The sequence below is a fragment of the Microcoleus sp. FACHB-68 genome (assembly GCF_014695715.1).
Taxonomy (GTDB): domain Bacteria; phylum Cyanobacteriota; class Cyanobacteriia; order Cyanobacteriales; family Oscillatoriaceae; genus FACHB-68.
Genome location: NZ_JACJOT010000017.1, coordinates 36,883 through 61,620, shown reverse-complemented (window position 1 = coordinate 61,620; position 24,738 = coordinate 36,883). Strand labels below are relative to the sequence as shown.

At 46.9% G+C, this 24,738-nt stretch carries 23 protein-coding genes and 1 riboswitch; of the genes, 15 read left to right on the top strand and 8 right to left on the bottom strand.

Annotated features, from left to right (window positions below):
* Nucleotides 1-192 precede the first annotated feature (192 nt).
* The 5 genes from nirB to H6F73_RS22640 all read left to right on the top strand — a co-directional run bounded on the left by nirB (nt 193) and on the right by H6F73_RS22640 (nt 4,719).
* Nucleotides 193-2,736, top strand: coding sequence for a nitrite reductase large subunit NirB (gene nirB / locus H6F73_RS22660; RefSeq protein ID WP_190761036.1), 2,544 nt, complete (start codon nt 193-195; stop codon nt 2,734-2,736).
* A gap of 54 nt (nt 2,737-2,790) precedes the next feature.
* Nucleotides 2,791-3,150, top strand: coding sequence for a nitrite reductase small subunit NirD (nirD, locus tag H6F73_RS22655; RefSeq protein WP_190761035.1), 360 nt, complete (start codon nt 2,791-2,793; stop codon nt 3,148-3,150).
* A 241-nt stretch (nt 3,151-3,391) separates the two neighbouring features.
* Nucleotides 3,392-3,685 (top strand): BrnT family toxin, encoded by a 294-nt coding sequence (locus H6F73_RS22650; RefSeq protein ID WP_190761034.1) that lies wholly within the window; start codon nt 3,392-3,394, stop codon nt 3,683-3,685.
* Entirely contained in the window at nt 3,672-3,968 is a 297-nt protein-coding gene (locus tag H6F73_RS22645) for a hypothetical protein (protein WP_190761033.1), read from the top strand. The genes H6F73_RS22650 and H6F73_RS22645 overlap by 14 nt, the downstream gene beginning before the upstream one ends.
* A gap of 166 nt (nt 3,969-4,134) precedes the next feature.
* Nucleotides 4,135-4,719, top strand: coding sequence for a tetratricopeptide repeat protein (locus H6F73_RS22640; protein WP_190761032.1), 585 nt, complete (start codon nt 4,135-4,137; stop codon nt 4,717-4,719).
* A gap of 134 nt (nt 4,720-4,853) precedes the next feature.
* Here H6F73_RS22640 and apcD read toward each other — a convergent pair whose 3' ends face one another.
* Nucleotides 4,854-5,339: an allophycocyanin subunit alpha-B gene (gene apcD, locus H6F73_RS22635; RefSeq protein WP_190665748.1), complete on the bottom strand. Its 486-nt coding sequence runs from the start codon at nt 5,337-5,339 to the stop codon at nt 4,854-4,856.
* A gap of 65 nt (nt 5,340-5,404) precedes the next feature.
* Between apcD and H6F73_RS22630 the strand changes: the two genes are divergently transcribed.
* From H6F73_RS22630 to H6F73_RS22600, 7 genes are all read left to right on the top strand, one after another.
* Nucleotides 5,405-5,686, top strand: coding sequence for a hypothetical protein (locus tag H6F73_RS22630; protein ID WP_190761031.1), 282 nt, complete (start codon nt 5,405-5,407; stop codon nt 5,684-5,686).
* Nucleotides 5,687-5,688: 2 nt separating this feature from the next.
* Nucleotides 5,689-7,068 carry a 23S rRNA (uracil(1939)-C(5))-methyltransferase RlmD gene (rlmD, locus tag H6F73_RS22625; RefSeq protein ID WP_190761030.1) on the top strand — a complete coding sequence of 460 codons (1,380 nt, stop codon included), beginning with the start codon at nt 5,689-5,691 and terminating at the stop codon, nt 7,066-7,068.
* Nucleotides 7,069-7,382: 314 nt separating this feature from the next.
* The gene (locus H6F73_RS22620) at nt 7,383-7,697 is read left to right on the top strand and encodes a YkvA family protein (protein ID WP_190761029.1); all 315 of its coding nucleotides are present in this window, start codon (nt 7,383-7,385) and stop codon (nt 7,695-7,697) included.
* The gene (locus H6F73_RS22615; protein WP_190761259.1) at nt 7,606-7,887 is read left to right on the top strand and encodes a hypothetical protein; all 282 of its coding nucleotides are present in this window, start codon (nt 7,606-7,608) and stop codon (nt 7,885-7,887) included. Before H6F73_RS22620 ends, H6F73_RS22615 begins: the two co-directional genes overlap by 92 nt.
* Before the next feature lie 533 nt (nt 7,888-8,420).
* Complete coding sequence (gene lpxD / locus H6F73_RS22610; protein ID WP_190761238.1) at nt 8,421-9,476, top strand: UDP-3-O-(3-hydroxymyristoyl)glucosamine N-acyltransferase; 1,056 nt, start codon at nt 8,421-8,423, stop codon at nt 9,474-9,476.
* Between the two features lie 572 nt (nt 9,477-10,048).
* Entirely contained in the window at nt 10,049-10,474 is a 426-nt protein-coding gene (locus H6F73_RS22605) for an AbrB family transcriptional regulator (RefSeq protein WP_190665752.1), read from the top strand.
* 152 nt (nt 10,475-10,626) lie between these two features.
* Nucleotides 10,627-11,448 (top strand): type II CAAX endopeptidase family protein, encoded by an 822-nt coding sequence (locus H6F73_RS22600; protein WP_190761028.1) that lies wholly within the window; start codon nt 10,627-10,629, stop codon nt 11,446-11,448.
* Between the two features lie 141 nt (nt 11,449-11,589).
* Here H6F73_RS22600 and cbiE read toward each other — a convergent pair whose 3' ends face one another.
* A complete protein-coding gene (gene cbiE / locus H6F73_RS22595) occupies nt 11,590-12,930 on the bottom strand; it encodes a precorrin-6y C5,15-methyltransferase (decarboxylating) subunit CbiE (RefSeq protein WP_190761027.1) in 1,341 nt (446 codons plus the stop codon).
* A 63-nt stretch (nt 12,931-12,993) separates the two neighbouring features.
* Here cbiE and H6F73_RS22590 point away from each other — a divergent pair, with 63 nt between their 5' ends.
* Nucleotides 12,994-13,143 carry a hypothetical protein gene (locus H6F73_RS22590; RefSeq protein ID WP_190761026.1) on the top strand — a complete coding sequence of 50 codons (150 nt, stop codon included), beginning with the start codon at nt 12,994-12,996 and terminating at the stop codon, nt 13,141-13,143.
* Here the strand turns inward: H6F73_RS22590 and H6F73_RS22585 are convergent.
* The 6 genes from H6F73_RS22585 to H6F73_RS22560 all read right to left on the bottom strand — a co-directional run bounded on the left by H6F73_RS22585 (nt 13,140) and on the right by H6F73_RS22560 (nt 21,710).
* Nucleotides 13,140-15,242, bottom strand: a complete 2,103-nt coding sequence (locus tag H6F73_RS22585) for a thioredoxin domain-containing protein (protein WP_190761025.1) — start codon at nt 15,240-15,242, stop codon at nt 13,140-13,142. The genes H6F73_RS22590 and H6F73_RS22585 overlap by 4 nt on opposite strands.
* A gap of 176 nt (nt 15,243-15,418) precedes the next feature.
* Nucleotides 15,419-16,222: a hypothetical protein gene (locus H6F73_RS22580; protein ID WP_190761024.1), complete on the bottom strand. Its 804-nt coding sequence runs from the start codon at nt 16,220-16,222 to the stop codon at nt 15,419-15,421.
* 262 nt (nt 16,223-16,484) lie between these two features.
* Nucleotides 16,485-17,180, bottom strand: coding sequence for a Uma2 family endonuclease (locus H6F73_RS22575; protein ID WP_277882641.1), 696 nt, complete (start codon nt 17,178-17,180; stop codon nt 16,485-16,487).
* A 4-nt stretch (nt 17,181-17,184) separates the two neighbouring features.
* The gene (locus tag H6F73_RS22570; RefSeq protein WP_190761023.1) at nt 17,185-18,210 is read right to left on the bottom strand and encodes an ABC transporter permease; all 1,026 of its coding nucleotides are present in this window, start codon (nt 18,208-18,210) and stop codon (nt 17,185-17,187) included.
* Between the two features lie 120 nt (nt 18,211-18,330).
* Nucleotides 18,331-19,980 carry an ABC transporter substrate-binding protein gene (locus H6F73_RS22565; protein ID WP_190761022.1) on the bottom strand — a complete coding sequence of 550 codons (1,650 nt, stop codon included), beginning with the start codon at nt 19,978-19,980 and terminating at the stop codon, nt 18,331-18,333.
* An 86-nt stretch (nt 19,981-20,066) separates the two neighbouring features.
* Nucleotides 20,067-21,710: an ABC transporter substrate-binding protein gene (locus tag H6F73_RS22560; RefSeq protein ID WP_190761021.1), complete on the bottom strand. Its 1,644-nt coding sequence runs from the start codon at nt 21,708-21,710 to the stop codon at nt 20,067-20,069.
* Nucleotides 21,711-21,959: 249 nt separating this feature from the next.
* Between H6F73_RS22560 and H6F73_RS22555 the strand changes: the two genes are divergently transcribed.
* Both H6F73_RS22555 and H6F73_RS22550 read left to right on the top strand, forming a co-directional pair.
* Nucleotides 21,960-22,310: a low temperature-induced protein gene (locus H6F73_RS22555; protein WP_190761020.1), complete on the top strand. Its 351-nt coding sequence runs from the start codon at nt 21,960-21,962 to the stop codon at nt 22,308-22,310.
* 438 nt (nt 22,311-22,748) lie between these two features.
* A riboswitch (cyclic di-AMP (ydaO/yuaA leader) is annotated at nt 22,749-22,882 on the top strand.
* A 425-nt stretch (nt 22,883-23,307) separates the two neighbouring features.
* Nucleotides 23,308-24,645, top strand: coding sequence for an SLC13 family permease (locus H6F73_RS22550; RefSeq protein WP_190761019.1), 1,338 nt, complete (start codon nt 23,308-23,310; stop codon nt 24,643-24,645).
* The last annotated feature ends 93 nt before the right edge of the window (nt 24,646-24,738 follow it).

Below are 24,738 nucleotides of genomic sequence, written 5' to 3'. Positions count from 1 at the left end.
ATACAGTGTTCCTCAGATATAGCGATCTTCTGTTAATTTGCAATACTTTTGAACCGAAAATGCAAAAACAAAATGGGGATCATTCCAAGGCTGCATAGCCAATCTATATTTAGTAACAATAGCTACAAAATAACATGGGAATTTTTTATATCTCTGATTAGGATAACTGAGATATAGGCGTTGAAAAATTTAATGACAGCCAAAAAGAACCTCGTTGTTATCGGCAATGGTATGGTCGGTCACAAATTCCTAGAGCTGATGGTCGCAAAAGGAGCGACACAGCAATGGAATATAATTACATTCTGCGAAGAACCTCGTGTTGCTTATGATCGCGTTAACCTCAGCGGCTTTTTCTCTGGGAAAACTGCGGGAGATTTAACGTTAGTTGAACCTGGGTTTTATCAAGAAAACGGAATTGAAATTCACATTGGCGATAAAGCAGTTGCGATTAACCGGGAACAAAAAACCGTCTCTTCAGCTAATGGGTTAGAAGTTCCCTACGATAAGATTGTTGTCGCCACCGGCTCTTATCCTTTTGTGCCGCCGATTAAAGGTAATGACGCGAAAGGTACATTTGTTTACCGGAAAATTGATGACCTGGAAGCGATGTCTGACTACGCCAAAAACTGCACAGTTGGCGTAGTCGTTGGGGGCGGTTTATTAGGGTTGGAATGTGCAAATGCCCTAAAAAACATGGGATTAAAAACCCATGTGGTTGAGTTTGCTCCCCGTTTGATGCCGGTGCAAATCGATGATGCCGGTGGTGCAATTCTTAGCAGCAAAATCGAAGCGTTAGAAGTATCGGTTCACACCAGCAAAGCCACAACAGAAATTGTCAATGAAAACGGCAAAGTTTCTAAAATGCTGTTTGCAGATGGCGGCGAATTAGAAACCGACATGATTGTGTTTTCTGCAGGCATTCGTCCTCGTGATGACATTGCCAGAAGCTGCGGAATTGCAGTGGGTGAGCGTGGCGGGATTATTATCAATGATTACTGTCAAACTTCCGATCCAGACATTTATGCGGTGGGAGAATGCGCCCTTTATCAAAATCGAATTTACGGATTAGTCGCCCCCGGCTATACGATGGCAGGCGTCGCAGCGGATATCCTGAGCAATACAGCGACGAGTACCTTTACCGGCGCGGATATGTCCACCAAACTCAAGTTATTGGGAGTGGATGTAGCAAGTTTCGGGGATGCCTTTGCCAAAACTGCCGGTGCTAAAGAAATCGCCATCACCGATAACGTTCAAGGTGTTTATAAAAAGCTGGTTTTAAATGCGGATGGCAGCCGGCTTTTAGGGGGAATTCTCATTGGAGATGCTTCCGCATACGGCACTTTGTTGCAATTTGTGCAAAACGGAATTGCCTTGCCTCCCTATCCCGAAGATTTATTAATGCCACCACGGGAAGGTAAGCCGGCATCTGCGGCAATGGGAGTCGATAGTTTGCCCGATTCGGCGCAAATTTGCTCCTGCAATAATGTTACCAAAGGGCAGATTTGCACTGCCATCCGCGAGGGCAACCTCACCGATGTGCCGACGGTGAAAAAATGCACAAAAGCCGGCACCGGCTGCGGCGGTTGCGTGCCATTGGTGACGGATATTCTCAAGTCTGAGATGAAGAAAGCCGGTTTGGTTGTCAAAAATCATCTCTGCGAACATTTTGCCTATTCCCGTCAAGAACTGTATCATTTGGTGCGAGTTCATAAAATTCAAACCTTTGATGAGTTAATTCAACAGCACGGCAGCGGTTTAGGATGTGAAATTTGTAAGCCGACTGTGTCTTCTATGCTTGCTTCTACTTGGAATGAGCATATTTTAAAAACTCCCCATGTGAGTTTGCAAGATACTAATGATTACTATCTTGCAAACATTCAGCGGGATGGAACCTATTCAGTTGTGCCACGAGTACCCGGTGGGGAAATTACGCCGGATCAGCTAATTGTTATCGGAAAAGTTGCCAAAGAATTTGGGCTTTACACAAAGATTACAGGCGGGCAGCGGATTGATTTATTCGGGGCGCGTGTGGATCAATTGCCCCAAATTTGGAAGCAGTTGATAGATGCCGGCTTTGAATCGGGACACGCTTATGGAAAAGCACTTCGTACCGTAAAATCTTGCGTGGGAAGTACCTGGTGCCGGTTTGGGGTACAGGATTCTACAAGTTTGGCGATTGAAGTCGAATTGCGCTATCGAGGTTTACGTGCCCCCCACAAATTAAAATCTGCCGTTTCTGGTTGCACCCGTGAATGTGCAGAAGCCCAAAGCAAAGATTTTGGCATTATTGCAACAGAAAACGGGTGGAATTTGTACGTGTGTGGCAATGGTGGTATGAAGCCACAACACGCCGTTTTACTAGCAGCGGATATTGACAAAGAAACGCTGATTAAGTATTTAGATCGGTTCTTAGTTTTCTACATCAGAACTGCTGATCGACTGGAACGCACTGCAACTTGGTTTAACAAGCTTGAAGGCGGGATTGAATACCTGAAGCAAGTAATTATTGAAGATTCCCTTGGCATTGGTGCTGAGTTGGAAGAACAGATGGAACACCTTGTCAGCACTTATCAGTGTGAGTGGAAGGCAACCATTGAAGATCCAGAAAAAGTACAGCGTTTCCGGCATTTCGTTAACACGGATGAGCCAGATCCGAGTCTGCAATATGTAGATGAACGGGGACAAAAACGCCCAGCGAAGGAACACGAGAAAACTTTGGTTGGTGCGACTGAATAAGTTGCCGGCATCGCACAAACATCGTTAACCAAAAATTATTAGGGAGAAAAGAAAATGGTTCAAGCTTTACCAGTTCGTGAGAAAGTTACACAATGGGTTGATGTCTGCCCAGTGTCAGCGATTACACCCAATACCGGAGTTTGTGCCCTAGTTGACGGTAAACAAGTCGCGGTTTTTCGGGTAGGAAATGCTTCGGAGATTTACGCACTCGGTAACTACGATCCGTTTAGCAAAGCCTATGTTTTATCACGCGGCATTGTCGGTGATCGTAAGGGTGTCAAAAAAGTTGCTTCACCGATTTACAAGCAGAATTTCAATTTAGCGACAGGGCAATGTTTAGATGATGAAACGGTGAAGGTGCCGGCATTCCCTGCGAGAGTTGTTGATGAGCGCGTGCAGGTAGCAATCGGTTAAAGTTGGGGTGATTTATCGTTGCCATAGATCCAGAAGCCCGGTTTCTTCAAGAAACTGGGTTTTTTTGTACCTATCTAAATCTACAAATGAGAACATCTCACTTGTGCAAATATACCCAGCGACGGTGCCGGCACCCAAGAATTTAGACAAGTTTTCCTCGCCGGCTCTCCTGATTTGGTGGACGACATTGTAAAGTAGATAAAGGCGTTGATGATGGAGAAGTAAGCCAGAAAATCAACAAATGGATATCGTCTATCGGCTGCAAGGCATAGAATTTGAATGGAACATCAACAAGGCACAAAGCAACATTGAAAAACATGGTGTTACATTTGAAGAAGCCGCAGAAGTTTTTTTCGACCCCTTCTACCAAGAGGGTGACGCAACCTCCAATGACGAACAGCGCGATTTCATCATTGGGTATTCCCGCGCTCAACGCCTCTTGCTAGTAGTTTATGTAGAACGTGGTGAGCGAAACCGGATAATTTCTGCACGTCCGACTACTCGTACAGAAAGGCAATTATATGAACAAGCCTGAAGAAGAAGTTAAATTACACCTAAGACCTCGTGAAGCAGAAACAGTATCGATTGAAATCCCAAAAGATACACTAGAATCACTTCAAAAAGTAGCGATCAGTCGCAATATGCCTTTTGAAGCCTTGCTTAAATTTTATATTGGGCAAGGCTTGCGACAAGATTTAGCAAAGTTATTTTCTGACCGGCTACTGGAATCAACCGAGCAAGTTCTCTCAAGGCACATTGATTCTGAACAGGAAATCTCAAATATCATGCAAGAAATTAAAGCGCGGATTAATCCTTAATAAGTTTCTATTGCTATGAGCATCGGTCTTTGAGCTTTAGAGGAAGATTGAATACTTTTAGGACAGCCTTTAAAACCGGCACCCTCAAAATCGTTAAATATCACCCGGAAAACACCGTTCAAACTTAGATTAGGATGGGGCTTGTGCAACAGAGGCAAATTAGAGAATGGCGACGACTCAACCAAAAGCAAATTGGACAGCACGCAAAACCAACAAAAGCCGGCTCAAATTTTTAAGCTTAATAACCACTGGCGTAACATTAGCCGCTATTACCTTTATTGGCAAAGCCGGCGCTACAGTGCCGGTGAACACTGTCACGCAACAAGCACGACAACAGACAAGCTCCGCGCTACTAAGAGATGGAGAAAACTTGGTGAGGCGAGGAGAAGTCAAACGCGCACTCTCCGTGTATGCTGAAGCCGAAATACTTAACTCCCCACTCGCGGTTTCCGCCGGCGACTGGAACACCCTCTGCTGGTTTGGCAGCCTCTGGGGTCAAGCAACTGATGTGATAGATGCCTGTAACAAGGCTGTAGAACTCGCACCCAAACAAGAAGAGTTCCGGGACAGTCGGGGTCTTGCACGGGCGCTTAGCGGCGATATTGAGGGCGCTATCGAAGATTTTCAGGTATTTGTAGACGAGACAGAAGACCAAAGCCGTAAATACCTGCGTCAAAGTTGGATTAATTCCCTGCGCCGGGGTCAAAATCCCTTCACCCCTGAACAACTAAAACAGCTATTTGTTGACTAAATAAAATGGTCAGCGATCAATCGTCAGTCGTCAGCCGCGCACCAGAGCCGGCACCTGACAACTGATCGCTGAACAAAGTGAGAGCCTCTAGCAACGCTGCCAGAGGGCACTCAGCAACAGTGAACAGGTTGCCGTTATGACATAGCCTGAGCGATGTAGTCGAAGTAAGGGGCGGCTTCAGCGGCGTCTTCTTGGCTAAGCAGTGCCAGGGCTGCTTCTTTCAAGCAGCGGATGGATTCAGCCATACCAGGCACAGGAACGCCCAGAGAGTTGTACATTTCCCGCACACCAATGATCCCAATTTTTTCAATCGGTTCTTGATCACCGGCAAGTATCCCGTAGGTAATTAGACGCAGATACCAGCCATAATCACGCAAACAAAGCGCCCGCTGACGCTGTCCGTAAGCATTACCGCCCGGAGAAATAAAGTCAGGGCGTTTCTGCCAAAGCCGTTTACTTGCTTGTTCTACAATTTTCTTTTCATTTTCTGCCAGTGTGCTGGCGATGCGAACCCGCTGTTCGCCGGTTTGAAAGAATTGTGTAATGCTCTTAAGTTCGCCGGTGCTTGGATAACGAAGCTCGTCGTCCGCTTGGAGAATAACTTGGCTAACTACGCTCATGGTTATTACTGCAGTCTCAGAAGATCATTAAGTAGTTTATCGATTCTGAGGGACACAAATAAAGAGTGCTCATAACAAGTTGCAATCTGAAACGTAAGTTTGGGGATTGGGGATTGGGGATTGGGGATTGGGCATGGGGCATTGGGCAAGGCTGCGCCAACCTAAAGGTATGGGGATGGGGCATTGGGCATTGGGCATTGGGCATTGGGCATTGGAAAATTACGGTTGAAGCGGCAACTTGGGGTCAGTTGTCAATTATGAGTAGTCAGTTGTCAGGGTTCATGGATAGGGTAAGGATAAGCGGGAACCGTGAACCGGCAAGATCGCAATTAACAACTCGCAACTGACAATGGACAAATTAGAGCAGACCGTTGACAAACGATGGCAACAGGGTGAATTGGTAGAAGTGGCCATCACAGATTTAAGTGACACCGGCGAAGGAGTCGGTCGATTTGACGGGCGCGTGGTGTTTGTGCCCGATACCGTTCCCGGAGATCGCCTCCTCGCCCGACTGGTGCAAGTCAAGGCCCAATATGCCACCGGCAAAACCCACGAACTTCTCGAATCTTCCCCCCACCGGATTCGCCCTAGCTGCATTGTGGCGGATAAATGCGGCGGCTGTCAGTGGCAGCATATCGATTACTCCTACCAGCTAGAAGCCAAACGCAATCAGGTTATTCAAGCTTTAGAACGAATTGGAGGAATTTCTGTGCCGCCGGTTGAGCCGGTGTTGGCCCCACCGGCAGCCTTGGGCTACCGCAACAAAGCCACCTATCCCTTGGGAATGTCATCAACTGGTAACGTACAGGCCGGCTACTACCAAAAAAATAGCCACCGGCTGGTTAACCTCAACCGCTGTCCCATTCAAGATGACCGCTTAGATCCGCTGCTGGCAGAAGTCAAACAGGACATTCAGCGGCAAGGGTGGCGGGTGTATGACGAAAAATATCACCGGGGAGAAGTGCGTCACCTCTCGCTGCGGATCGGTCGCCGGACAGGTGAGATTTTATTAACCTTGGTGGCAAGAACCGGGGAATTAGCGGAAATTGAGGCCCAAGCCCAAGCATGGCTGAAGCGTTACCCGCAACTGGTGGGCGTCTGCCTGAATATCAACCCAGCCAAAACCAATGCCATTTTTGGCAAAGAAACCCACTGTATCGCCGGCCTTCCTTATATACACGAGGAATTTGCCGGTTTGCAGTTTCAACTCCGCGCCGATACCTTCTTCCAGGTGAATACAGAGGCAGCAGAGGCGCTGTTAGAGGCAATCGTCAATCAGTTGGATTTGCAAGGCGATGAGGTGCTGGTCGATGCCTACTGCGGAATTGGCACCTTTACCTTGCCCCTGGCGAAGCGAGTGCGGGAAGCGATTGGTTTGGAAATGCAGCCGGCGGCAATCGAGCAAGCCCAGCTTAATGCCCAACTGAATAACTTGACAAATACAAGTTTTCGTGTCGGAGAAGTTGAGACATTACTGCCCCAATTAGGGGTGACACCCGATATTGTTCTAATTGATCCACCGCGCAAGGGATGCGATCGCACCGTTCTGGAAACGCTGGTGCAAATTCAACCAAGCCGTATTGTTTATGTCAGTTGCAAACCGGCAACTCTGGCGCGTGATCTCAAATTCCTGTGTAATGCCGGTGGCTATCGCCTAACCCGTGTACAGCCAGCAGACTTTTTCCCCCAAACCTCACACGTTGAATGTGCGGCTTTTTTGGTGCGCTGACGGTTGATATTGTGTTGGTTTCAAATTAGTAACTGGGGTTAGGAGATTCTATCTTGTTGGGTTGGATACAGGGCTAAGCGATCAGTGGGGTGCGTGAGGCTACGCACTCTACTAAGAAGCGGGAAACAACGGTTCTTGATCCTTCTTTCCCTCTCACTGTCTCTCCCTCTCCCCCTCTTTCCTTCATTTTTGCTGCAAATGGGCTAAGGATGCCTGAGAGAGTAGAATTCTCTAGACAATTTTAGGGGGGTTATCTGCACCAGATGTTTGCCGGCAAATTTGCCATTATTAAAGAGTAAGTGGAGGGTAACTCAATGAACTTCTCAATTCAATCGCTCTACACCTGGTATCGCAGCACCATTCGTAATCCTAAGTATCGCTGGTGGCTTATTCTCGGCACAGCCGCTTATTTGTTCAGCCCGATTGATATTGCCCCAGATTTTCTGCCCATTGTCGGACAAATTGACGATCTTGCCCTTGTAACGTTGCTCGTTTCCGAAGTGTCCCAACTGTTGATTGATCGTTACAAAGCTCGTAATGGCGAGAATCCGACTGAAACGGCTTCAGCCGGTGAAGGTTCAACTGCCGGTGCCGGCACCATTGATGTGGATGCTGCAACCATTAAATAGTTGGCAACAAAACTTCAAAGCCGGCAACTTTGTTAACAAGGGTCAAATCACCATAGTCTGTCGAAACCCGTTTTCTTTTTGGAAATGGGTTTCTTTTATTGGAGATTTAACGGCAAAGAATACCATCTTGCTTGGATTTATGCAAGGCGTTATTCCGGCAGCCATTGCTTTACTATCCATCCGTGACTGAAGAGGAGCAATAAAGGCAAGCCGGCAGAAGTTTTTCACCCATTGCCTCAAAAGAAGGCCAAGCAGCGGCAACTAGGATAGTTAGAGAGCGCTTATATCCCGTAAAACCCCCTTAAGGAAGAGATTTTTAGCCCACCGTCCTGTTTCATTGGCTACAAAAAGTTATCAAATAAAAGAAATATTAATTTAATTTGCAATAAATTTCCGTAATTACACGTCTTCAGCTAGTCGCCCCCTCACCAAGTTTGTTAAAGGGTGTGAAGCAGCCTGAGAAAAGTTGGGTGCTAGGCTAAGGCGCATCTCATTTGCGATTCTATGGGAAGAAATTAAAATTCTTTCCCCCTCGCCCACTCTCCCCCTCAATCCGGGCAGAAAAATTTAGTGGAGTGCAAGCTTATTGTGAGCCAAGTTTGGTGGTACTTTTAAAATTGCCATTATTTTAATAGAGTATGTTAGCCGGAGATTTGACGGGATTGCCCGTATTACTTCCAAGCTTAAGCCTCTCGGTGTTTGTCTATGCCTCAATACCCATCTATGAAATTTAGCGAACTGGTACAAAAACTTGGTGAAGCTGCCGGTAAAAATAGCCTAACGTCTACAAGTGAGGATCTGGAAATTATAGGGGTGGCACAGATTGAGGAGGCAACCCCTAGTACCATCAGTTATATAGAAGGCGCAAAATATGCCTCCCAGTTGGAGAAAACAGCGGCGAGTGCTGTAATTTTACCGATGGATGATGCCCTACAAGCCAAAGCAAACCAACGGGGCATTGCTTGGATTGCCGGCCATAATCCGCGATTGTTATTTGCCCAAACGATCGCATTATTTTACCAACCTTTTGGGCCGGCACCAGAAATTCATCCCACTGCCGTGGTTCATCCTTCCGCCGAAATTGGATCGAAAGTCTACATCGGTGCTCATGTGGTTATTCAAGCCGGCGTGAAGATTGGCAGCGGCGTGTGCATTCATCCAAATGTAGTAATTTATCCCGAAGTCCAAATCGGTGATCGCACAGTTTTACACGCGAACTGCACTATTCAAGAACGCACGCTAATCGGCGCTAATTGTGTAATTCACAGTGGTGCAGTGATTGGTGCTGAGGGGTTTGGTTTTGTGCCGGCACCGTCAGGTTGGTTCAAAATGGAGCAATCAGGCCGCACAGTCTTAGAAGATGGTGTAGAGGTTGGGTGTAATTCTAATATTGACCGACCGGCTGTAGGAGAAACACGGATCGGTTGCAACACAAAAATTGACAATTTGGTACAAATTGGTCATGGCTGTAAAGTCGGCACAAATTGTGCATTATCTGGTCAAGTTGGGCTTGCCGGTGGTGTCAAATTAGGCAACAATGTCATCTTGGCCGGCCAAGTGGGGATAGCGAATCAAGTAAAAATAGGAGATGGGGCAATTGCATCAGCCCAATCAGGAATTCATCACGATGTTCCTGCCGGCGAGATAGTCTCCGGAACGCCGGCTGTTCCTCATAAGGTGTTTTTGAAGGCTTCCGCTATTTACGCCCGCCTGCCGGAAATTTATCAATCTATTAAGCAAATCCAGCGCTACTTTAAAAACTCCCGCAACGATCTCTAAGCGCTACTGGCGAATTCCTCCTGTTTCGGCAATCGCTGACGCGTTGAGCACGCTTATTTATGGGTGCTACATTCCAGCGGCAGATTGTTCTCCGGTATTTAAAATCACGCGTCCAGTTGAGCAGGAACGCTTGCATTTGTGCGGAAAATTTCGCCCCCTGGTAAGCGCAATCATCCGCTGTGAATGCTGTAGGAAGGCGCACACTACATAAGAGGCGCTTGCCGGTTCAAGGTTGAAGTGAAACGAATTCTTTCTCATCTCCCCATCTCTCACTCTGCTGCTGGCGATCTGTTTAGGACAACTCTGTATTTCTTCGGACAGATGACTCCACAGATCGGCTTTCACCTGTTTTTTGTTATCGAACCTGGACGTGAACACGGTTAAATTTTAGCTGATACAAGGGTTAAACCTTAACAGGGGAATCTCTGCTACCCCCCTAATGATGTTCACTTTCTACCTGATGGTAAAAATAATTTTTACAATTGAGAGATTTAAGGATATATTTTTTATAGAGTCCAGATAACCTCAGACTCGATTTGCTAGCCAAAAAATTAAAGGGTATTTACGAGGCGATGACAGAAACTGCAACAGCTCCACTTACGGGAAAGGCACTGCTTCAAAAGGTAAAAGAACTCTCACATTTACCGAGGCGAGAAACCGCAAAGCGCTGCGGGTACTATACCGTCACAAAAAATAGCCAAACCCGCGTCAATCTCACAGATTTCTATGACGCTGTGTTGGCCGCAAGGGGAATTCCTTTAAGCCCAGAAGGAGCCAAAGATGGCCGGGGTCGCGAACCGACGTATCGCGTGAGCGTCCACAAAAATGGACAAATTGTGATCGGTTCTACCTACACAGAAGCGATGGGATTAAAGCCTGGGGATGAATTTGAAATCAAGCTGGGCTACAAACATATTCATCTGATTCAGGTGGATTCTAATAAGAATGGTTCCCTGAAAGATGAAGACGATGAGGAGGACGAAGACGACGAGGAGTAAGCCGGGCCGGCAAAAATCCCTACAACTGAATAGGGATCTAAAAAACAAGCGTCAATGAGCTAGTATCTGCATTTCTAGCTCATGCTTATGCTTGACTCCTGGTAATTTCTGATCCAGTAACCAGCCCGTTCCTTTTATGGTTCGCTGTCAAAATGTTTGTGCCAATAAAAGAGGCAACTGCATTAATTAAGGTGATGGCTTTTTTCTTCACCTGGGCGGGCTTCTGGTTGCCGATAGCCATTCCTCTGGCAATTGTTTTGAAGTGGCACCCCCAAAAGCCAATATCGGTCGCTCAAAAGCTGCCTTTAATGGCTTCGCTTTACCTGATAGCTCCACTAATTGTGTGGGGGGCTGCCGGCATCGAAAACGTGCCATTTTCCAATTACGGCCTCGCTTGGGAACCTTCTCTATTCGTTCACCTAGGGCTAGGTTTTGGATTGGGAGTCTTCAGCTTAGCTATTCTGTTTGGTTTGCAATGGGCGCTAGGCTGGATTTCTTGGCAACCGGCAGACATTTCTAAGTTGGCTTCTGCACTACTGCCCACCCTGTTGTTAGGACTGTGGGTGGGTGGAACTGAAGAGTTAATCTTTCGCGGATTCCTGCTAAACCAGCTGCTACAAGACTACTCAATCTGGGTGGCGGCGGCAATTTCCAGCGTGATTTTTGCCATTCTCCACCTGGTTTGGGAAGTGCGAGAGACACTGCCCCAACTGCCCGGACTGTGGCTGCTGGGGATGGTTTTGGTGCTAGCACGCGCTTGTGATGGCGGCAGCTTAGGTTTAGCATGGGGACTTCACGCCGGCTGGATTTGGGCGATTGCCAGCCTAGATACAGCCCAGCTCATTAACTACACCGGCACCGTACCAGCCTGGATAACCGGCTTAGGGAAAAAACCCTTAGCCGGTGGCGTTGGCATTCTCTTGTTATTAGCCACCAGCTCACTACTTTGGTTAGTGCTGAGTCCTGAGTTCTGAGTTCTGAGTAGGAGAGCGTGAGAGTGGGAGAGTGGGAGAATGCCCATAACTTTAGGTTGGCGCAGCCATGCCCCTACCGTTCTTGTTGGCGCAGCCATGCCCCATGCCCAATGCCCGATGCCCAATGCCCCATGCCCAACTTCAACGCCGACTCACTGTTACAATTGTGACGGGATTGAGGGGTGATAAACGGGTCAGTTGGCCGCCAATTGGCACCGAACGGGACAACTGCACTTGTAGCAGCCGGTGACTCCAATCACGTTCGCGCCGCATTCGCTCATTCACCCAAATTAAAGCGTCATTAAGATGCTCAAGCGTTGCTAAAGCCAGCACCATCACCCCACCAGCCTTTAACTGACCGCCGCAAACGCCCAGAATTTGACGCAATTGCCCTCCTGTACCGCCAATAAAAATTCGGTCGGGTGCCGGCAGGCGATAGAGGATTTCTGGGGCAGTGCCGTTAATAGACACAACATTTGTTACACCCAACCGGCGACAATTTTGCTCAATTAAAGTCGTGCCGGCAGCGGTTTTCTCAATCGCATAAATTTGACTGGTCTGGCACAAACGGGCCATTTCAATTGAAACAGAACCCGTGCCGGCACCCACATCCCAAATCGTTTGCGCCGGCTGTAGGGCCAATTCTCCCAGTACCAAAATGCGAACTTCTCGCTTTGTCATCAGTCCGGGGCGATCATTAAAGCTGACAAATGTGTGGTCTGGTAAGCCCATTATCGGCAGACTTTTCACATCCACTTGCCCATGAGCGAAATTAGGCCGGCGCAGTAAGACAACGACATTCAGCGGTTCAAAATGCTGCTGATGCAAACGCGCCAGTTCTGCTGGATCTAGAGTCGGCCAACCCTGAACCCGCTCATTCGCACCGCCTAAATTTTCACACACCCATAACTCATAGCTGCTGGGCAAATCTAGAGATAATAGTAGGCGTGCAATAGCAGATGGGTTGTGAGTTCCATCCGTCAGCACCGCAATTTTTTCAACACCTTGGCGCAGCGCTTCAAGCAATTCATCCACAGAACGCCCGTGAGCACTAATTACACGCGCATCCTGCCACGGCACCTTGAGCCGGTTAAAAGCCAACTGAACAGAACTTAAATGCGGGTGAAATATTAGCTTGTCTGCCGGCAATTCTTCCAACAGCAAGCGTCCCAAACCAAAAAAAAGCGGATCGCCAGAAACCAACACCACGATCTGTGCCGGTGGGGAAACTGGAGAAGAGAAGTCAGGCGCTATATTTTCCTCAACACTGTCTGGTTGTTCGCTAGACAGCCGCTTGCGAATATCCCGAATAACCAGATTTAAATCTCCAATCACCAAACGTTCTGCTTGATGGTTTGGGAAATAACCTAAGTGGCGCTCACTCCCTACCAGCAGCGTCGCTTTTTCTACCAGATGCCGCACCGGCTCTGTCAGTCCAGCTACCCCATCCAAGCCAATTCCAACAACGTGTACAAGCACCATAACATCAGCTAATAAGCATTAAAATTTCCGCGTCAGAGGAGAGAGTGGGGAGCGGGAGAAAGGATGCTCATTATCCTACCAGTTGCCGGAGCATTGGGCATGGGGAATGGGGCATTGGGCATGGGGAATGGGGCATTGGGCATGGGGCTAGGGATGAAGGTGAGCGCTGCATTTCTCCTCCCTAGCCCCATGCCCCTAGTCTCTACTCTCTAGCCCCTAATTTGGCTTTGCTGTAGTTGTTCCCACAGTTGCTCTTGGCTGCGCGCCGGCTCTTTACAGGTTAAGCCTTGGCAAACGAGTCCGGCGATGCCTGCCGGCAAGTCAGTCTGTTGTTGATAAACGGCGCAAGGCAAATACTGAGCGTTTAGGGCAGCAATAGAGTCGCTGCTAGTGCGAATTAAGGTGTGGTTTTGATACCAGTCGAGGGCGGTAAATAGGCTGGGACACGCTTGGGGGGCGCGGTTCATGATGCTGCTAAACGCTTGCAGGGTTTGCTCGGTTTTGTCGAGATATTCCAGGTTTTCGCTTAGCAGGGAGAGGCGAACTAAGTTGGCGATGGCGATGCCGTTGGCTGCCGGTGTTGCGTTATCTGTATAGCTGCGTTCGCGCACCAATAATTCTTGACTGGAATCGTTCGGTGTATTGTAATAACCTCCCAGTTCAATACTCCAGAAAAATTCGTCAAATTCTTCTTGAACTTTGAGGGCGTTTTCTAACCAGAAGTTGGCACTCGGCAATTGCACCATTTCTTCACGATGCCCCATGCCCATTGCCCCATTCCCCATTCCCAGCGCAGCTTGATGCAGATCGAGCAAAGCTTTGATAAACAGGGCGTAATCTTCGGACTGTGCCATGACTGCCGGCTGGCCATCGTAATTGAGCCGGTGGAAGCGCCCATCAACCCATTGATGATCGAGGATGAATTGGGTGGCTTTTGTGGCGAGTTGCAGGTATTCTGGCTGTTGAAGAACGGCACCGGCTCTGGCTAAACCTGAAATCATCAGGCTGTTCCAAGCGACAATCATTTTGGTATCGGTAACTGCCGGAATGCGACCTGGCCAGTTGAGGGTTTTGGCTTCTAGGTTATTCCGGGCAGGGGGAAAGGTTTCCAGAGATGCCGGTGATGCGCCGTAGCGGGCTGCAAAGAGTTTTGCCAGGGCAACTTCGAGGGTGTGACTGAGTTTGCCGGCATCGCGTCTTTGCAAGACGTTGCGCCCTTCAAAGTTGCCGCCGGCAGTTACGGTAAAGTGTTGTTGCAGTTCTGCCAATTCTTCGCGGGTAAGCAACTGTTGGAGTTCGCTGAAACTCCAAACGTAAAAGTCGCCCTCCTCTGGTTCTACGGCATTTGGATCTGCAAAGCTGTCGGCATCTTGGGCGGCGTAGAAGTAACCTGCCGGCGCAGTCATTTCTCGCTTCAGCCATTGCACTGTGCCGGCGATCGCACGTTCAAAGGCCGGTTCTTGGACGCCGGCACTCCACAAATTTGCCAGATATTCCACAATCTGACCGTTATCGTAAAGCATTTTCTCGAAGTGAGGCACTGTCCAAGTCGGGTCAACGGTATAGCGATGAAATCCGCCGGCAACGTGGTCGTAAATGCCTCCTAAAGCCAAATCTAGGCCGCGTTGCGTGCAAACTTGTTTGGCGTCAGATTTGGACTCAAAGTTAAACCGAACCCCTCGCAGCACTAACTCTGCGTAAGGAATCATCGGGAAACTCGGCCCAGGATGTTTGGAAGCAATAACAGCCGTATTGGTTTCTAAACCCTTGTGCAACAAATCCTCACTCAGTTGAGATGCCGGCAACACAGCAGACTGTTGCAGGTTCTCTAACATTTCTTCTTTAACTGAGCGTAATTTGGCTTTATCTACGTCATAAAACCGGCGAATGGCTTGCAATACTTGCAAAAATCCGGGGCGTCCATAGCGGGGTTCTACGGGGAAGTAGGTGCCGCCGTAAAAGGGTACAAGATCGTCAGGCGTGAGAAAGACATTCAGGGGCCAACCCCCTTGACCTGACATCATCTGTAACGCTTGCATATACAGACTATCGATATCTGGGCGTTCTTCACGATCCACTTTAATCGGAAGGAAATTGGCGTTCATGTACTGTGCGATCGCATTGTCTGAAAAAGCTTCTCCTTCCATGACCGTGCACCAATGGCAGCTAGAATATCCAATGGATAGGAAAACGGGTTTATTGTCGCGGCGGGCAGTTTCTAGGGCTTCGTCACTCCAGGGCCACCAATCGATTGGATTTTCAGCGTGTTTGCGGAGGTAAAGGCTTTGGGTTTGGGCGAGGCGATTTGACATAGTAAATAATGGCTAAACTCAACAGATGTGTGGTTGCAATTTTGTCAGTCTAGCGTGAGTGCCGGCACCCTCACCTACTGCCGGCGGTGGAGGAATCATTGATACATTAAAACAGCAAGAAGACTGAAGCGAGGGCGTCCGTTCAGTCTTCTTGCTGTCTATTTTAGCCGGCTGCTTTAGAGGTTTTCTTGAACTGCACCTCGAATTAAAGCCCGATCACCCTCAAATTTTATGTCGTTTATTTTTAATCTTCCCAAAGAAAGTTCCAGCTTAATTTTTTGCTGGAGTTGCTCTTGAGGAATTCCTAACTTTTGAGAAAGTTCTGAGAGCGTCATGCTCAAGTTTCCGACTTTGACTTTTGTACTATCATCAAACTTGAGTGTTCCCTGCTCTAGGCTGGGTTTTCCTTCAACTGCAAGATATACTTGCCGGTTTTCCATAAACGGAAAGGTTTGAATCGCCTTGTTAAAGGCAGTTCGTTCATCGGCAGCAAGTTGATCAGTCGGAATTTGTGAAATATTTAGGACAACGCCGGCTTCAATTGCTCCATTTTTAATTGTGGTCTTAAACCCTTCTGCGGAGTCTAACAAAGGACTGGATCGGGCGTTTTCAACGAGATTGGAAACAACCAGCGTATTAAACTCGGTTGCATCAAGATTAATTGCTACGCTGTCTGGATCGAAAGTTTGGCCTGCATTTGCACTTCCAATAATTGGCTGCGTATTAAAAGGCGAGTCATTTTTGGATTTTTCAACAGTCGGTTGATTTTCTTGGGAGACTAGATAAGCATCTATTTTTCCTTCCAGTTGGATTTTTGCTTCTTTAACTTCTTCTGGATTTTTGAAGTTAATCAGATTTGGAGAAGCTTGGGCTTGTTGCGTGTACCATTCAGGAAGATTTGTAAATTGTTGCCACTGGTAATAAACGATGCCGGCGACACCAATACTTAAAGATAAAATTATCAGGCTAACTTTTTTCACGGCTTGATTCTTTGTGGAGAAAGGATTGCAAGAAAATCCACCCTGAGCGGCTACCTAAGCTTAGATAGACTGATTTTATAATATTCCGGTTCCCAGGGCAGAGTGGGGGTACTGTTTAATTTTAACCACATATTTGCTGCCGGCATTTAACGAGAAATGGCAATTTCAAAAAGATTTGAAGTAAAATTAATTTTCATCAGCATCCCTCAAAAGAAGTAGATTTTAACCAAGAGTACGGGTGCGACAAAGGTTTAGCCGGTTTCTACAGCGGACGCAACATTTCAGAGATTGTGAACATATCAACCGGAAATGCAATGGGTGAAAGAGTGGAATTTTCCGGTAAAACCGCCTCGCTTTGATAACCTTCTTGAGTCGGTTCTCGAAAAACATGAAGCTGCCGGTTATTCACATCTAAAACCCAATAATCCGCAATACCAGACTTGGCATAGCTTTTGGCTTTCGTCTCGCAATCTGATTTGACAGTAGTATCTGCTATTTCAACGATTAAATAAATTTCTGAGGGCGTAGGATGATGATCGCCGTAGCGCAGCGCATCTCCGATAACGACAGCAATATCCGGTTCGGGTTCGGATAAATCATTTAACTGTATAGGCAGTTGTACTCTTACTAAAACCTTCGCTTCTAAGCGCTTCTCCAGCAACTTTTCTGTTAGCGTGACTGCCGTAGCGTGGGCGGTTCCCTGTGGACTCATCTTTGTAAGTATTTGTCCTTCAATTAATTCGACACGTTCATTTGGGTGCAGAATTCCAACTTCTGCCATGCGATAGTATTCTGCAACAGTCCAAAGGCGAGGTTCTGCATTAGTGTACTTGAGCAAAACTTGCCCTTCAAGGAGTTCGACGCGTTCATCTGGTTGTAGAATTCCAACTTCAGCCATGCGGTGATAATCATGGACTGTAAAAAGACGAAGTGCTAAAGGTGTTTCTGTTGTTTGCATTGTTTTAGTACCGAATTCGTGGATCGATGTAGGCGTTGAGAATATCAATTACAATGCTAGCAATTACCACGATGCCGGCAAAAAACACGACAACGCCTTGAACAGTGGGATAATCTCGTAAGGAAATTGCCTCATAAAGACGGTTTGCTAAACCCGGCCAAGAGAAAGTAACTTCGGTCAAAATTGCCCCACCTAATAGGGATGCTAACGTTAATCCCAACACTGTAATGACTGGAATTAAGGCATTTTTTAGGGCGTGAGCGACGAGAATACGAAATTCTGGGATTCCTCTTGCTCTTGCTGCTTCTACATAATCTGATCGCAAGGTTTGCTTGAGGTTGACGCGCACAATTCGTTCAAAAATGCCGCTGATGAGAATGCCTAAAGTGATGCAAGGTAAGGCGAGATAGTGCAAAGCTGTGAAAAACTGAATGAGATTGCCACTCAGAAGACTGTCAATTGTGTAAATGCCGGTGGGACCGGCAGGCACTGACAGCGTTAAAGGAAAGCGCGTTCCCAGGGGAAACCAACCCAATTGCACGGCGAAAATGAGCTGTAACAGCATCCCCACCCAAAAGGCAGGAACTGAGTAGGTAATGATGCCAAACAGCCGGCCACCGGCATCGAGAGGCGTGTTAGGACGCGAAGCGGATATCATCCCAACTCCAATTCCTACTACGAGTGCGATCGCCATACTAAAAATGGCTAATTCTACTGTTGCTGGGAAGTAAGATTGAATAATATCCCACACTTTTTGTCCGCGACTGGTGAGAGAAGTTCCCAAATCGAATCGCAGCAGATTTCCCATGTAATTCAGGTATTGCTGCCATAAAGGGCCGGCTAAACCGAGTTGTTCTCGCATCGCATCTTTGACGGCTTGTGGAGCTTTTGGGCCTAAAATAGCATCCACTGGATCGCCGGGAGTTGCACGCAAAAGTAAAAATACCAGAGAGGTAATTGTCCACAGCATCAAGGGTGCTAAAAGGATGCGGGTAATGATGTAGTATTGCAGTGCTTTAGAACGGGACATTGGGAATTTTTAATTTCCGATTGGGGTTAATAATTCAGACAATAGTAGGGGCAGGTTTCGCAGAAATGCTTTTCTGGCCGGCAGAAAATCTCTGCAAAATCCGCCCCTATGTGGTGAAAACTATTTCTTGATTGTCCAGAAAGGAACTCTTTGGGTGGGTTCTAAGCGAAGTCCTTCAACACCTTTTTGAGCAAACAAGTATTCTTTGCCTTCCCATAAGGGAATAAAGGGCACATCTTTGCCGAGAATATCTTGAAGTTCGCTAAAGATTTTTAGACGAGCTTGAGGGTTTTGTTCCTGGCGTTCCTTGTCAATTAATTCGTTAACTCGTTCGTTGTAGTAGAACGAACCTTGAGCTTTCGTTGAGCCGTCTTCACAACCTGTTGCTGCTGAACCTTTCACACAATCCATGAAGGGTTGAATGTAATTATCAGGATCTAAAAAGTCGGGACTCCAATCCAGCAAAAACATCGGGTAGACGCCTTTATCTAGATTTTGGTAAGCAGTGGTGGATTCAACACTTTTTAGATCGATTTCCATCACGCCTGCTAATTTTTGCTGAACTGCCGCTTTGATCGTACTTGCAGCTAATCCATCCGTGGTTAAGTTAGAGCGATACCAAAGCTCTAATCTTAGCGGATTAGTTTTAGAGTAACCGGCTTTTGTGAGAGCTTCTTGAGCTTTAACTGCATTGCCATCCCCATATTGGTCTTTAAAAACCGGCTTATAGGCATCTGTTAAAGTTAGAGGCACTAAACTGTAAAGCGGTTCAACTTGACCCCGAAAGACTCGCTCTTGCAACTGAGTTCGGTCAATAATTGCAGCGAGTGCTTGCCGCACTGCTACATTGTCTAAGGGCTTTTCTTTGAGGTTAAGGGTTAAGTAGTAAATCCCATTACTGCGTCCCTCTAGCACCTGCCAACCGGCAGAACCGGCTTGCTTTTGTAAATCGGCAATTTGATCGAGATCAAGCGATTGAAAGGCAACATCCACTGCGCCGGTGCGAAATCCATTGTACAAATTTGATGGGCTGGTATAGCGTTGAATATCAATTCCTTGATTCGCCGGCTTCTCGCCCCAGTAACGATCAAAAGCGTCTAATTTTATCGTATCATTGCCATAGTTAAGGGCTAATTGGTAAGGGCCGGTGCCAACAAAAGTATCGCTAAATTTCCCCGCCCCAATTTCATAGGCTTTGGGTGAGACTGCACAAGCACCGAAAAATGTTAATAAATCGGGAAAGGCGGCAAAAGGTTTTTTCAACTTGATGGTTAATTCATATTCGCCGGTTGCCGCTACAGAATCCACCGTATCTGATAGCAACACAGAGGGGCTACCTTGGTTTTCAATAAAGCGCTTTAAGGAAAACTCCATCGCTGCGGCATTGAAGGGTTCGCCATCATGGAAGACGACACCCTGACGCAGGGGAATGGTGTAGGTTAAACCATCTTTACTAATTTTGGGCAACTCTGTGGCGAGTTGGGGTTTTAGATCGGTGGTTCCCGACTCGTAGGTATAAAGGCGATCACCGAGGTTGTGAAGCAAGGTGGCGGCAGCAACTTCGTAGGCATCAGCGGGGTCTAGCGTCCGAATCTTGGCGGTTGTGCCAATGCTAACGCGACCTGTATTGGTGCCGGTGTTTGCAGGGGTTGTTGCCTGTCGCTGACCGCAACTGACGGCGAGAAAACAGCAAATACAGAATAAACTAAGGAATTTTCCCATGAACCGCCACCGGCGTTGGGCAAACTTTGCGAGATATTTGTGCGACATTTCCCTAAAACCTATGCCTCAAAGTCTGAAGTCTAGTAGATAGTACGACATTCAGTAATCTCTGAGCTTATCAGCTTTTAGTTTTCCTAATTAGCTGAGGATTTGCGAATTGTCCACAGGGGTAACTGCTGGGTGGGATCGAGATGGATGCCGGTGATGCCTTTCTGGGCAAAGGCGTAGTCTTTGTTCTGCCACAGGGGGATGTAAGGGACATCTTGGGCGATGATGTCCTGAATTTGGCTAAAAATTGCTTTGCGGCTTTGGGGATTAAGTGCTTTTCGCTCTTGATCAATGAGTTGGTTGATGCGGTTGCTGTAATAAAATGAGCCGAGGGTTTGACTGCTTCCTAACCGGCAGCCGGCTGTGGGTGTGCCTTGGCTGCAGGAAAGAAAGGGCTGAATGTAATTATCGGCGTCGAAAAAGTCTGGGAACCAGTCGAGTAAAAAGGTTTGGTAGATGCCTTTTTCTAAGTTACTGAAAGCGGTTGCAGATTCTACGCTGTTGATTTCTAGTTGCAAACGTCCATCAAGTTGTTGTTGGGCAATTGCTTTGAGGGTGCCGGCAACCCTTGCTCTAATATTCGATTGGGAAGGATACCAAATTTCCAGTTTTAGAGGTTTTTCTGGGGTGTAACCGGCTTTTTGCAGCAGTTGTTTGGCTTTGGCGCTATCTGTGTCTCCGTAGCGTTCTTTAAAGGCCGGCTTGTGAACGTCAAACGTGGTGGGAATCATACTGTAAAGCGGTTCTGACTGTCCGTAGCGGACGCGATCAATCAGTAATTGCCGGTCAACAATTGTGGCGATCGCTTGTCTAATTTCTGGGTTATTTAAAGGAGGTTTACTGGTATTAAGTACCCAGTAGCTAACATAATTTCCTGGGGTGGTGATGGTCTGCCAACCTTGTGCCGGCGACTGCTTTTCTAAGCTTTGAATTTGTTCGCTGTCGAGTTCTTGGTAAGCGATATCAACTGCGCCGGTTGTAAATGCATTGTAAAGATTGGCGGGACTGGTAAAAAATTGCACGTCAACGCCTTGGTTGGCCGGCTTGTTTCCCCAATATTGCTCAAAAATATCTAATTTGAGGGAATCACTGCCATAATTCACTAATTTATAAGGGCCGGTGCCGGCAAAGGTGTCTGGCTTGAATTTGCCGGCACCCATTTCGTAAGTTTTGGGTGAAACAGCACAAAGTCCGCTAAAGGTCAATAGCGAGGGAAAGGCGGCAAACGGTTTTTTCAGTCGAATGGTTAATTCATACTCGCCGGTGGTTCGCACCGAGTCTACAATGTCTGCAAGCAAGGCTGAGGGGTTGCCCTGATTTCCCATGAACCGTTGCAGGGAAAATGCCATTGTTTGGGCGTTGAAGGGTGTGCCGTCGTGGAAAACAACGCCTTTACGCACCGGCACAATATAGGTTAAACCGTCTTTGCTAATTTGGGGTAAGGCTGTGGCGAGTTGCGGTTGAATCTCGGTTGTACCCGGTTTGTAGCTGTAGAGGCGTTCGCCGAGATTGGCGATCCAGGTGCTTGCTGCCTGTTCGTAGGCATCAGCTGGATCAATTGTCCGAACTTTTAAGGTTGTGCCAATGCTGATGCGATCATTGCCGGCATTCGGTGTTCGATCTGCCGGTTGTGGAGTGCAACTAAGGGTGAGAAAACAGCAAATGCAGAATAAACAAAGGAATTGTCCAATTTGCTGCCAGGGCTGGATTGATAGGCGTTGCCGGTTCATGGCGAAAGTGCCTTAATATTTGAGCGTTCACATTTAATCTCTACAATCTTAAGAACCTATGCCACAAGTTGTAACTGCGCGGCATCTTATCATAGTTCATACCGTTGAAATCTATCCTTGGGAAGATTGAGACTCAATACCATGTCAATGTAGATGTAGAGTAGCTGCAAAGGTGGTTCGAGGATGCCGATCAGTCTAAATCTTCTAACAACCTGAAGCTTAAAAACTTACAAACTTGGAGAAGTTTCTATGCAATCTATGCGCTTCAACCTACCTGTACGGCGTCTGTTTACTGCTTTGATGGCCGTCTGCATCTGCGCTTTGATCTTCGTTTCCACCGCCTTCCCAGCTTTCGCCGTCAGCAGCAACCCCACGAAAGGGGAAGATAAACTGTTAGGAATTGAGCGGAAGTCACAAGAAGTGACACTGTCAGACCCTTATTCGAGGGAGAAAACCCAGACTGAAGCCAATAAGGGTATCAATGAAGTTCAGGGAGATGCCGATCTTGACAAGATGATCAACCCTGAGAATACCACCGCTACCTCTGTTGAGGAGCAAGCGAAGAACTTTTTAGAAAAGATCGCTGGTAACGACGACTAATTACAACTGTGCCTATTTTGCAAAAAATATACCAACTGAACTTGATTAGGGTTGGTTCAGGCAGCTAGAGCGCTAAGCAGTCAACAGGAGGTTTAAGCTTAGACTGCTCAGCAGCGGCACAAGTAGAGCCGGACGGAACTGATTAGCGAAGCTGATCGGTATTGAAAACCCCGACCTCAACGAAGCAGGCCGGGGATATTCATTTTTAATGATAAATAAGGCAAATTTTAAATCGCTTAAACCGGCAAATTTTAGATTAGATTTAACCGACCAAGTTTATTCATTAATTTTTAAGTTAACCGAATTGTGTGAATCAGGAGTTGCCGGCAGGGTTCACTGTAGATCACAACCTTGACTTATTTTCACAAAAATGATAATATTCATCAAGTTAATCTATTATTTAGTCAGCCTAATCCATCTTTGTTAACTTCAGGCAAAATTCACTTGAAGCCTAACAATGGAGCGGAGGAACCAAAAACCTTCTCTGGGGCTTATCTTCTTGGGAAAATAGAAGAAGGGCACCTCTCAGCCCTAGCCCGTCAGCTAACTTCGCAGGCAATGGGAGGGGACTGAAGAGACAGCATTTTTTCATCAAAAGTGATCTGACTCGTCAGCTTCCCCGGCGCATCACGTTGTGCTCCAATAGACTCAACTTCCCCTCGATAGCGAGAGGGTGTTTTGTATCAATATCGGCTTTGAGGCAGGGAGGCTTTATGAGGTTATTACAGCACAGTCTTTCAGAACGGTAGCCGGTTTAACAGTGTGGAGTGAAATAGAAATTTGCCCAGTGTTTACGCTTGGCATCTCTTCTAAGACCGGCTAACAAATTTAATCGTTAACCTCTTTGTTTACATCAATCTTAATACCGACTGTGGGCCGGCAGCTAAAGATACTTATGTCACTTAGAGGTTTGCATCGCTCATGGGTTCTTTCCCAGAGTGAAACTTGATATAGACAATCACAGCAGTTAGTCTAACCCAACTCACTCTCTAACTTCATGGAAAACTGGCAAGCTATTGTTGCAACAGTAACCTTTATCAGCGTAATTTTCTTAATTATGACTGAGTGGTTGCACCTAGTGATTGCAGCCTTTTTGGGGGCATTACTACTGGTGTTTACCCACATCATGACTTTAAACGAAGCGATCGGCTACATCAGCCGCAGTCACGCAACATTGGGTTTATTTTTCGGAGTCATGGTACTGGTACGAGCATTTGAGCCGACTAAAATCTTTGAATACTTAGGGACTCAAATAGTGATCTTGGCTCAAGGGAAAGGTAAGCGACTTTTGCTTGCCATTGTCGGCATTACAACCCCCATTTGTGCAGTTTTACCCAATGCCACAACTGTGATGCTGCTTGCGCCTTTACTGCCGCCAATGGCAGCAGAATTAGGCGTTGATTTTGTTCCTTTACTGATTCTGATGGTATTTGTGGCTAACAGCGCGGGACTGCTGACACTTGTTGGCGATCCCGCGACGTTTATTGTAGGTGATGCCGTCAATATTAGCTTTACAGATTACCTATTTCAGTTAAGTTTTGGTGGAATTCTGGCAATCGGGACGATCTTAATCATGCTGCCGTGGTTATTTCCCAAAACTTGGCGCAAAGAATTGGATAATTTGGAGGAATTACCCCATCCTCAAATTAATCACCCCCGAATTTTAGCAGTAGGGGCTTTAATTGTCGCCTTTGTTTTAGTGTTCTTTGTGGTAGGAGAATCGCTCCCTATTCCTATGTCACCCGCAACCGTCGCTTTGTTGGGAGCGGCTTTAGCTTTGCTTCTTGCTCACCACAGCAACATTGATTCCGTCAACAATATATTGCGGGATGTAGACTGGAGTACCTTAATATTTTTTATGTGTACCTTTGTTCTGATAGGTGGACTGGAAAAAACAGGGGTTATCAAAGGTTTGTCTGGGATACTCGCCGTGATGCTGGGAAAAAATATTGCATTAGGTTCACTGTTTCTCCTCTTTTTCGTGGGTCTACTATCCAGCGTTATCCCCAATATTCCGCTTGTGGTGGCAATGGTGCCATTACTTAAACAATACGTCGTCAATATTGGTTTAGCAGCCCCAGAAGTGCTAGATCCTAACTTTCAGGGGCAGTTTCCCACTATGGTTCTCCCACTGTTTTATGCCATGATGTTTGGCGCAACCTTGGGAGGAAATGGAACCCTAGTCGGCGCTTCTTCTAATATCGTCGCGGCAGGGGTTTCAGAGCTGCACGGACGCCGGATTTCGTTTAAAACGTTTCTGCGTTACGGCATCCCAGTAATGGCGATGCAATTGCTAGTTGCTGCTTTGTATATGACGTTTCGATTTTTAATTTAAGTAAAGATTGAATGGATTTACTCCTAAAGGGAGATTAATTTTTCAAAAGTCTGTGTTTTGTAATATGCTATACAAAAAGGTGGATTGACGAAT

What these genes read in the sequence shown, in the direction of transcription:
- nirB (WP_190761036.1), top strand. Translation starts at nt 193, where the DNA reads ATGACAGCCAAAAAGAACCTCGTTGTTATCGGCAATGGTATGGTCGGT.
- nirD (WP_190761035.1), top strand. Translation starts at nt 2,791, where the DNA reads ATGGTTCAAGCTTTACCAGTTCGTGAGAAAGTTACACAATGGGTTGAT.
- H6F73_RS22650 (WP_190761034.1), top strand. Translation starts at nt 3,392, where the DNA reads ATGGATATCGTCTATCGGCTGCAAGGCATAGAATTTGAATGGAACATC.
- H6F73_RS22645 (WP_190761033.1), top strand. Translation starts at nt 3,672, where the DNA reads ATGAACAAGCCTGAAGAAGAAGTTAAATTACACCTAAGACCTCGTGAA.
- H6F73_RS22640 (WP_190761032.1), top strand. Translation starts at nt 4,135, where the DNA reads ATGGCGACGACTCAACCAAAAGCAAATTGGACAGCACGCAAAACCAAC.
- apcD (WP_190665748.1), bottom strand. Translation starts at nt 5,339, where the DNA reads ATGAGCGTAGTTAGCCAAGTTATTCTCCAAGCGGACGACGAGCTTCGT.
- rlmD (WP_190761030.1), top strand. Translation starts at nt 5,689, where the DNA reads ATGGACAAATTAGAGCAGACCGTTGACAAACGATGGCAACAGGGTGAA.
- H6F73_RS22620 (WP_190761029.1), top strand. Translation starts at nt 7,383, where the DNA reads ATGAACTTCTCAATTCAATCGCTCTACACCTGGTATCGCAGCACCATT.
- H6F73_RS22615 (WP_190761259.1), top strand. Translation starts at nt 7,606, where the DNA reads ATGGCGAGAATCCGACTGAAACGGCTTCAGCCGGTGAAGGTTCAACTG.
- lpxD (WP_190761238.1), top strand. Translation starts at nt 8,421, where the DNA reads ATGAAATTTAGCGAACTGGTACAAAAACTTGGTGAAGCTGCCGGTAAA.
- H6F73_RS22605 (WP_190665752.1), top strand. Translation starts at nt 10,049, where the DNA reads ATGACAGAAACTGCAACAGCTCCACTTACGGGAAAGGCACTGCTTCAA.
- H6F73_RS22600 (WP_190761028.1), top strand. Translation starts at nt 10,627, where the DNA reads ATGTTTGTGCCAATAAAAGAGGCAACTGCATTAATTAAGGTGATGGCT.
- cbiE (WP_190761027.1), bottom strand. Translation starts at nt 12,930, where the DNA reads ATGGTGCTTGTACACGTTGTTGGAATTGGCTTGGATGGGGTAGCTGGA.
- H6F73_RS22590 (WP_190761026.1), top strand. Translation starts at nt 12,994, where the DNA reads ATGCTCATTATCCTACCAGTTGCCGGAGCATTGGGCATGGGGAATGGG.
- H6F73_RS22585 (WP_190761025.1), bottom strand. Translation starts at nt 15,242, where the DNA reads ATGTCAAATCGCCTCGCCCAAACCCAAAGCCTTTACCTCCGCAAACAC.
- H6F73_RS22575 (WP_277882641.1), bottom strand. Translation starts at nt 17,180, where the DNA reads ATGCAAACAACAGAAACACCTTTAGCACTTCGTCTTTTTACAGTCCAT.
- H6F73_RS22570 (WP_190761023.1), bottom strand. Translation starts at nt 18,210, where the DNA reads ATGTCCCGTTCTAAAGCACTGCAATACTACATCATTACCCGCATCCTT.
- H6F73_RS22565 (WP_190761022.1), bottom strand. Translation starts at nt 19,980, where the DNA reads ATGTCGCACAAATATCTCGCAAAGTTTGCCCAACGCCGGTGGCGGTTC.
- H6F73_RS22560 (WP_190761021.1), bottom strand. Translation starts at nt 21,710, where the DNA reads ATGAACCGGCAACGCCTATCAATCCAGCCCTGGCAGCAAATTGGACAA.
- H6F73_RS22555 (WP_190761020.1), top strand. Translation starts at nt 21,960, where the DNA reads ATGCAATCTATGCGCTTCAACCTACCTGTACGGCGTCTGTTTACTGCT.
- H6F73_RS22550 (WP_190761019.1), top strand. Translation starts at nt 23,308, where the DNA reads ATGGAAAACTGGCAAGCTATTGTTGCAACAGTAACCTTTATCAGCGTA.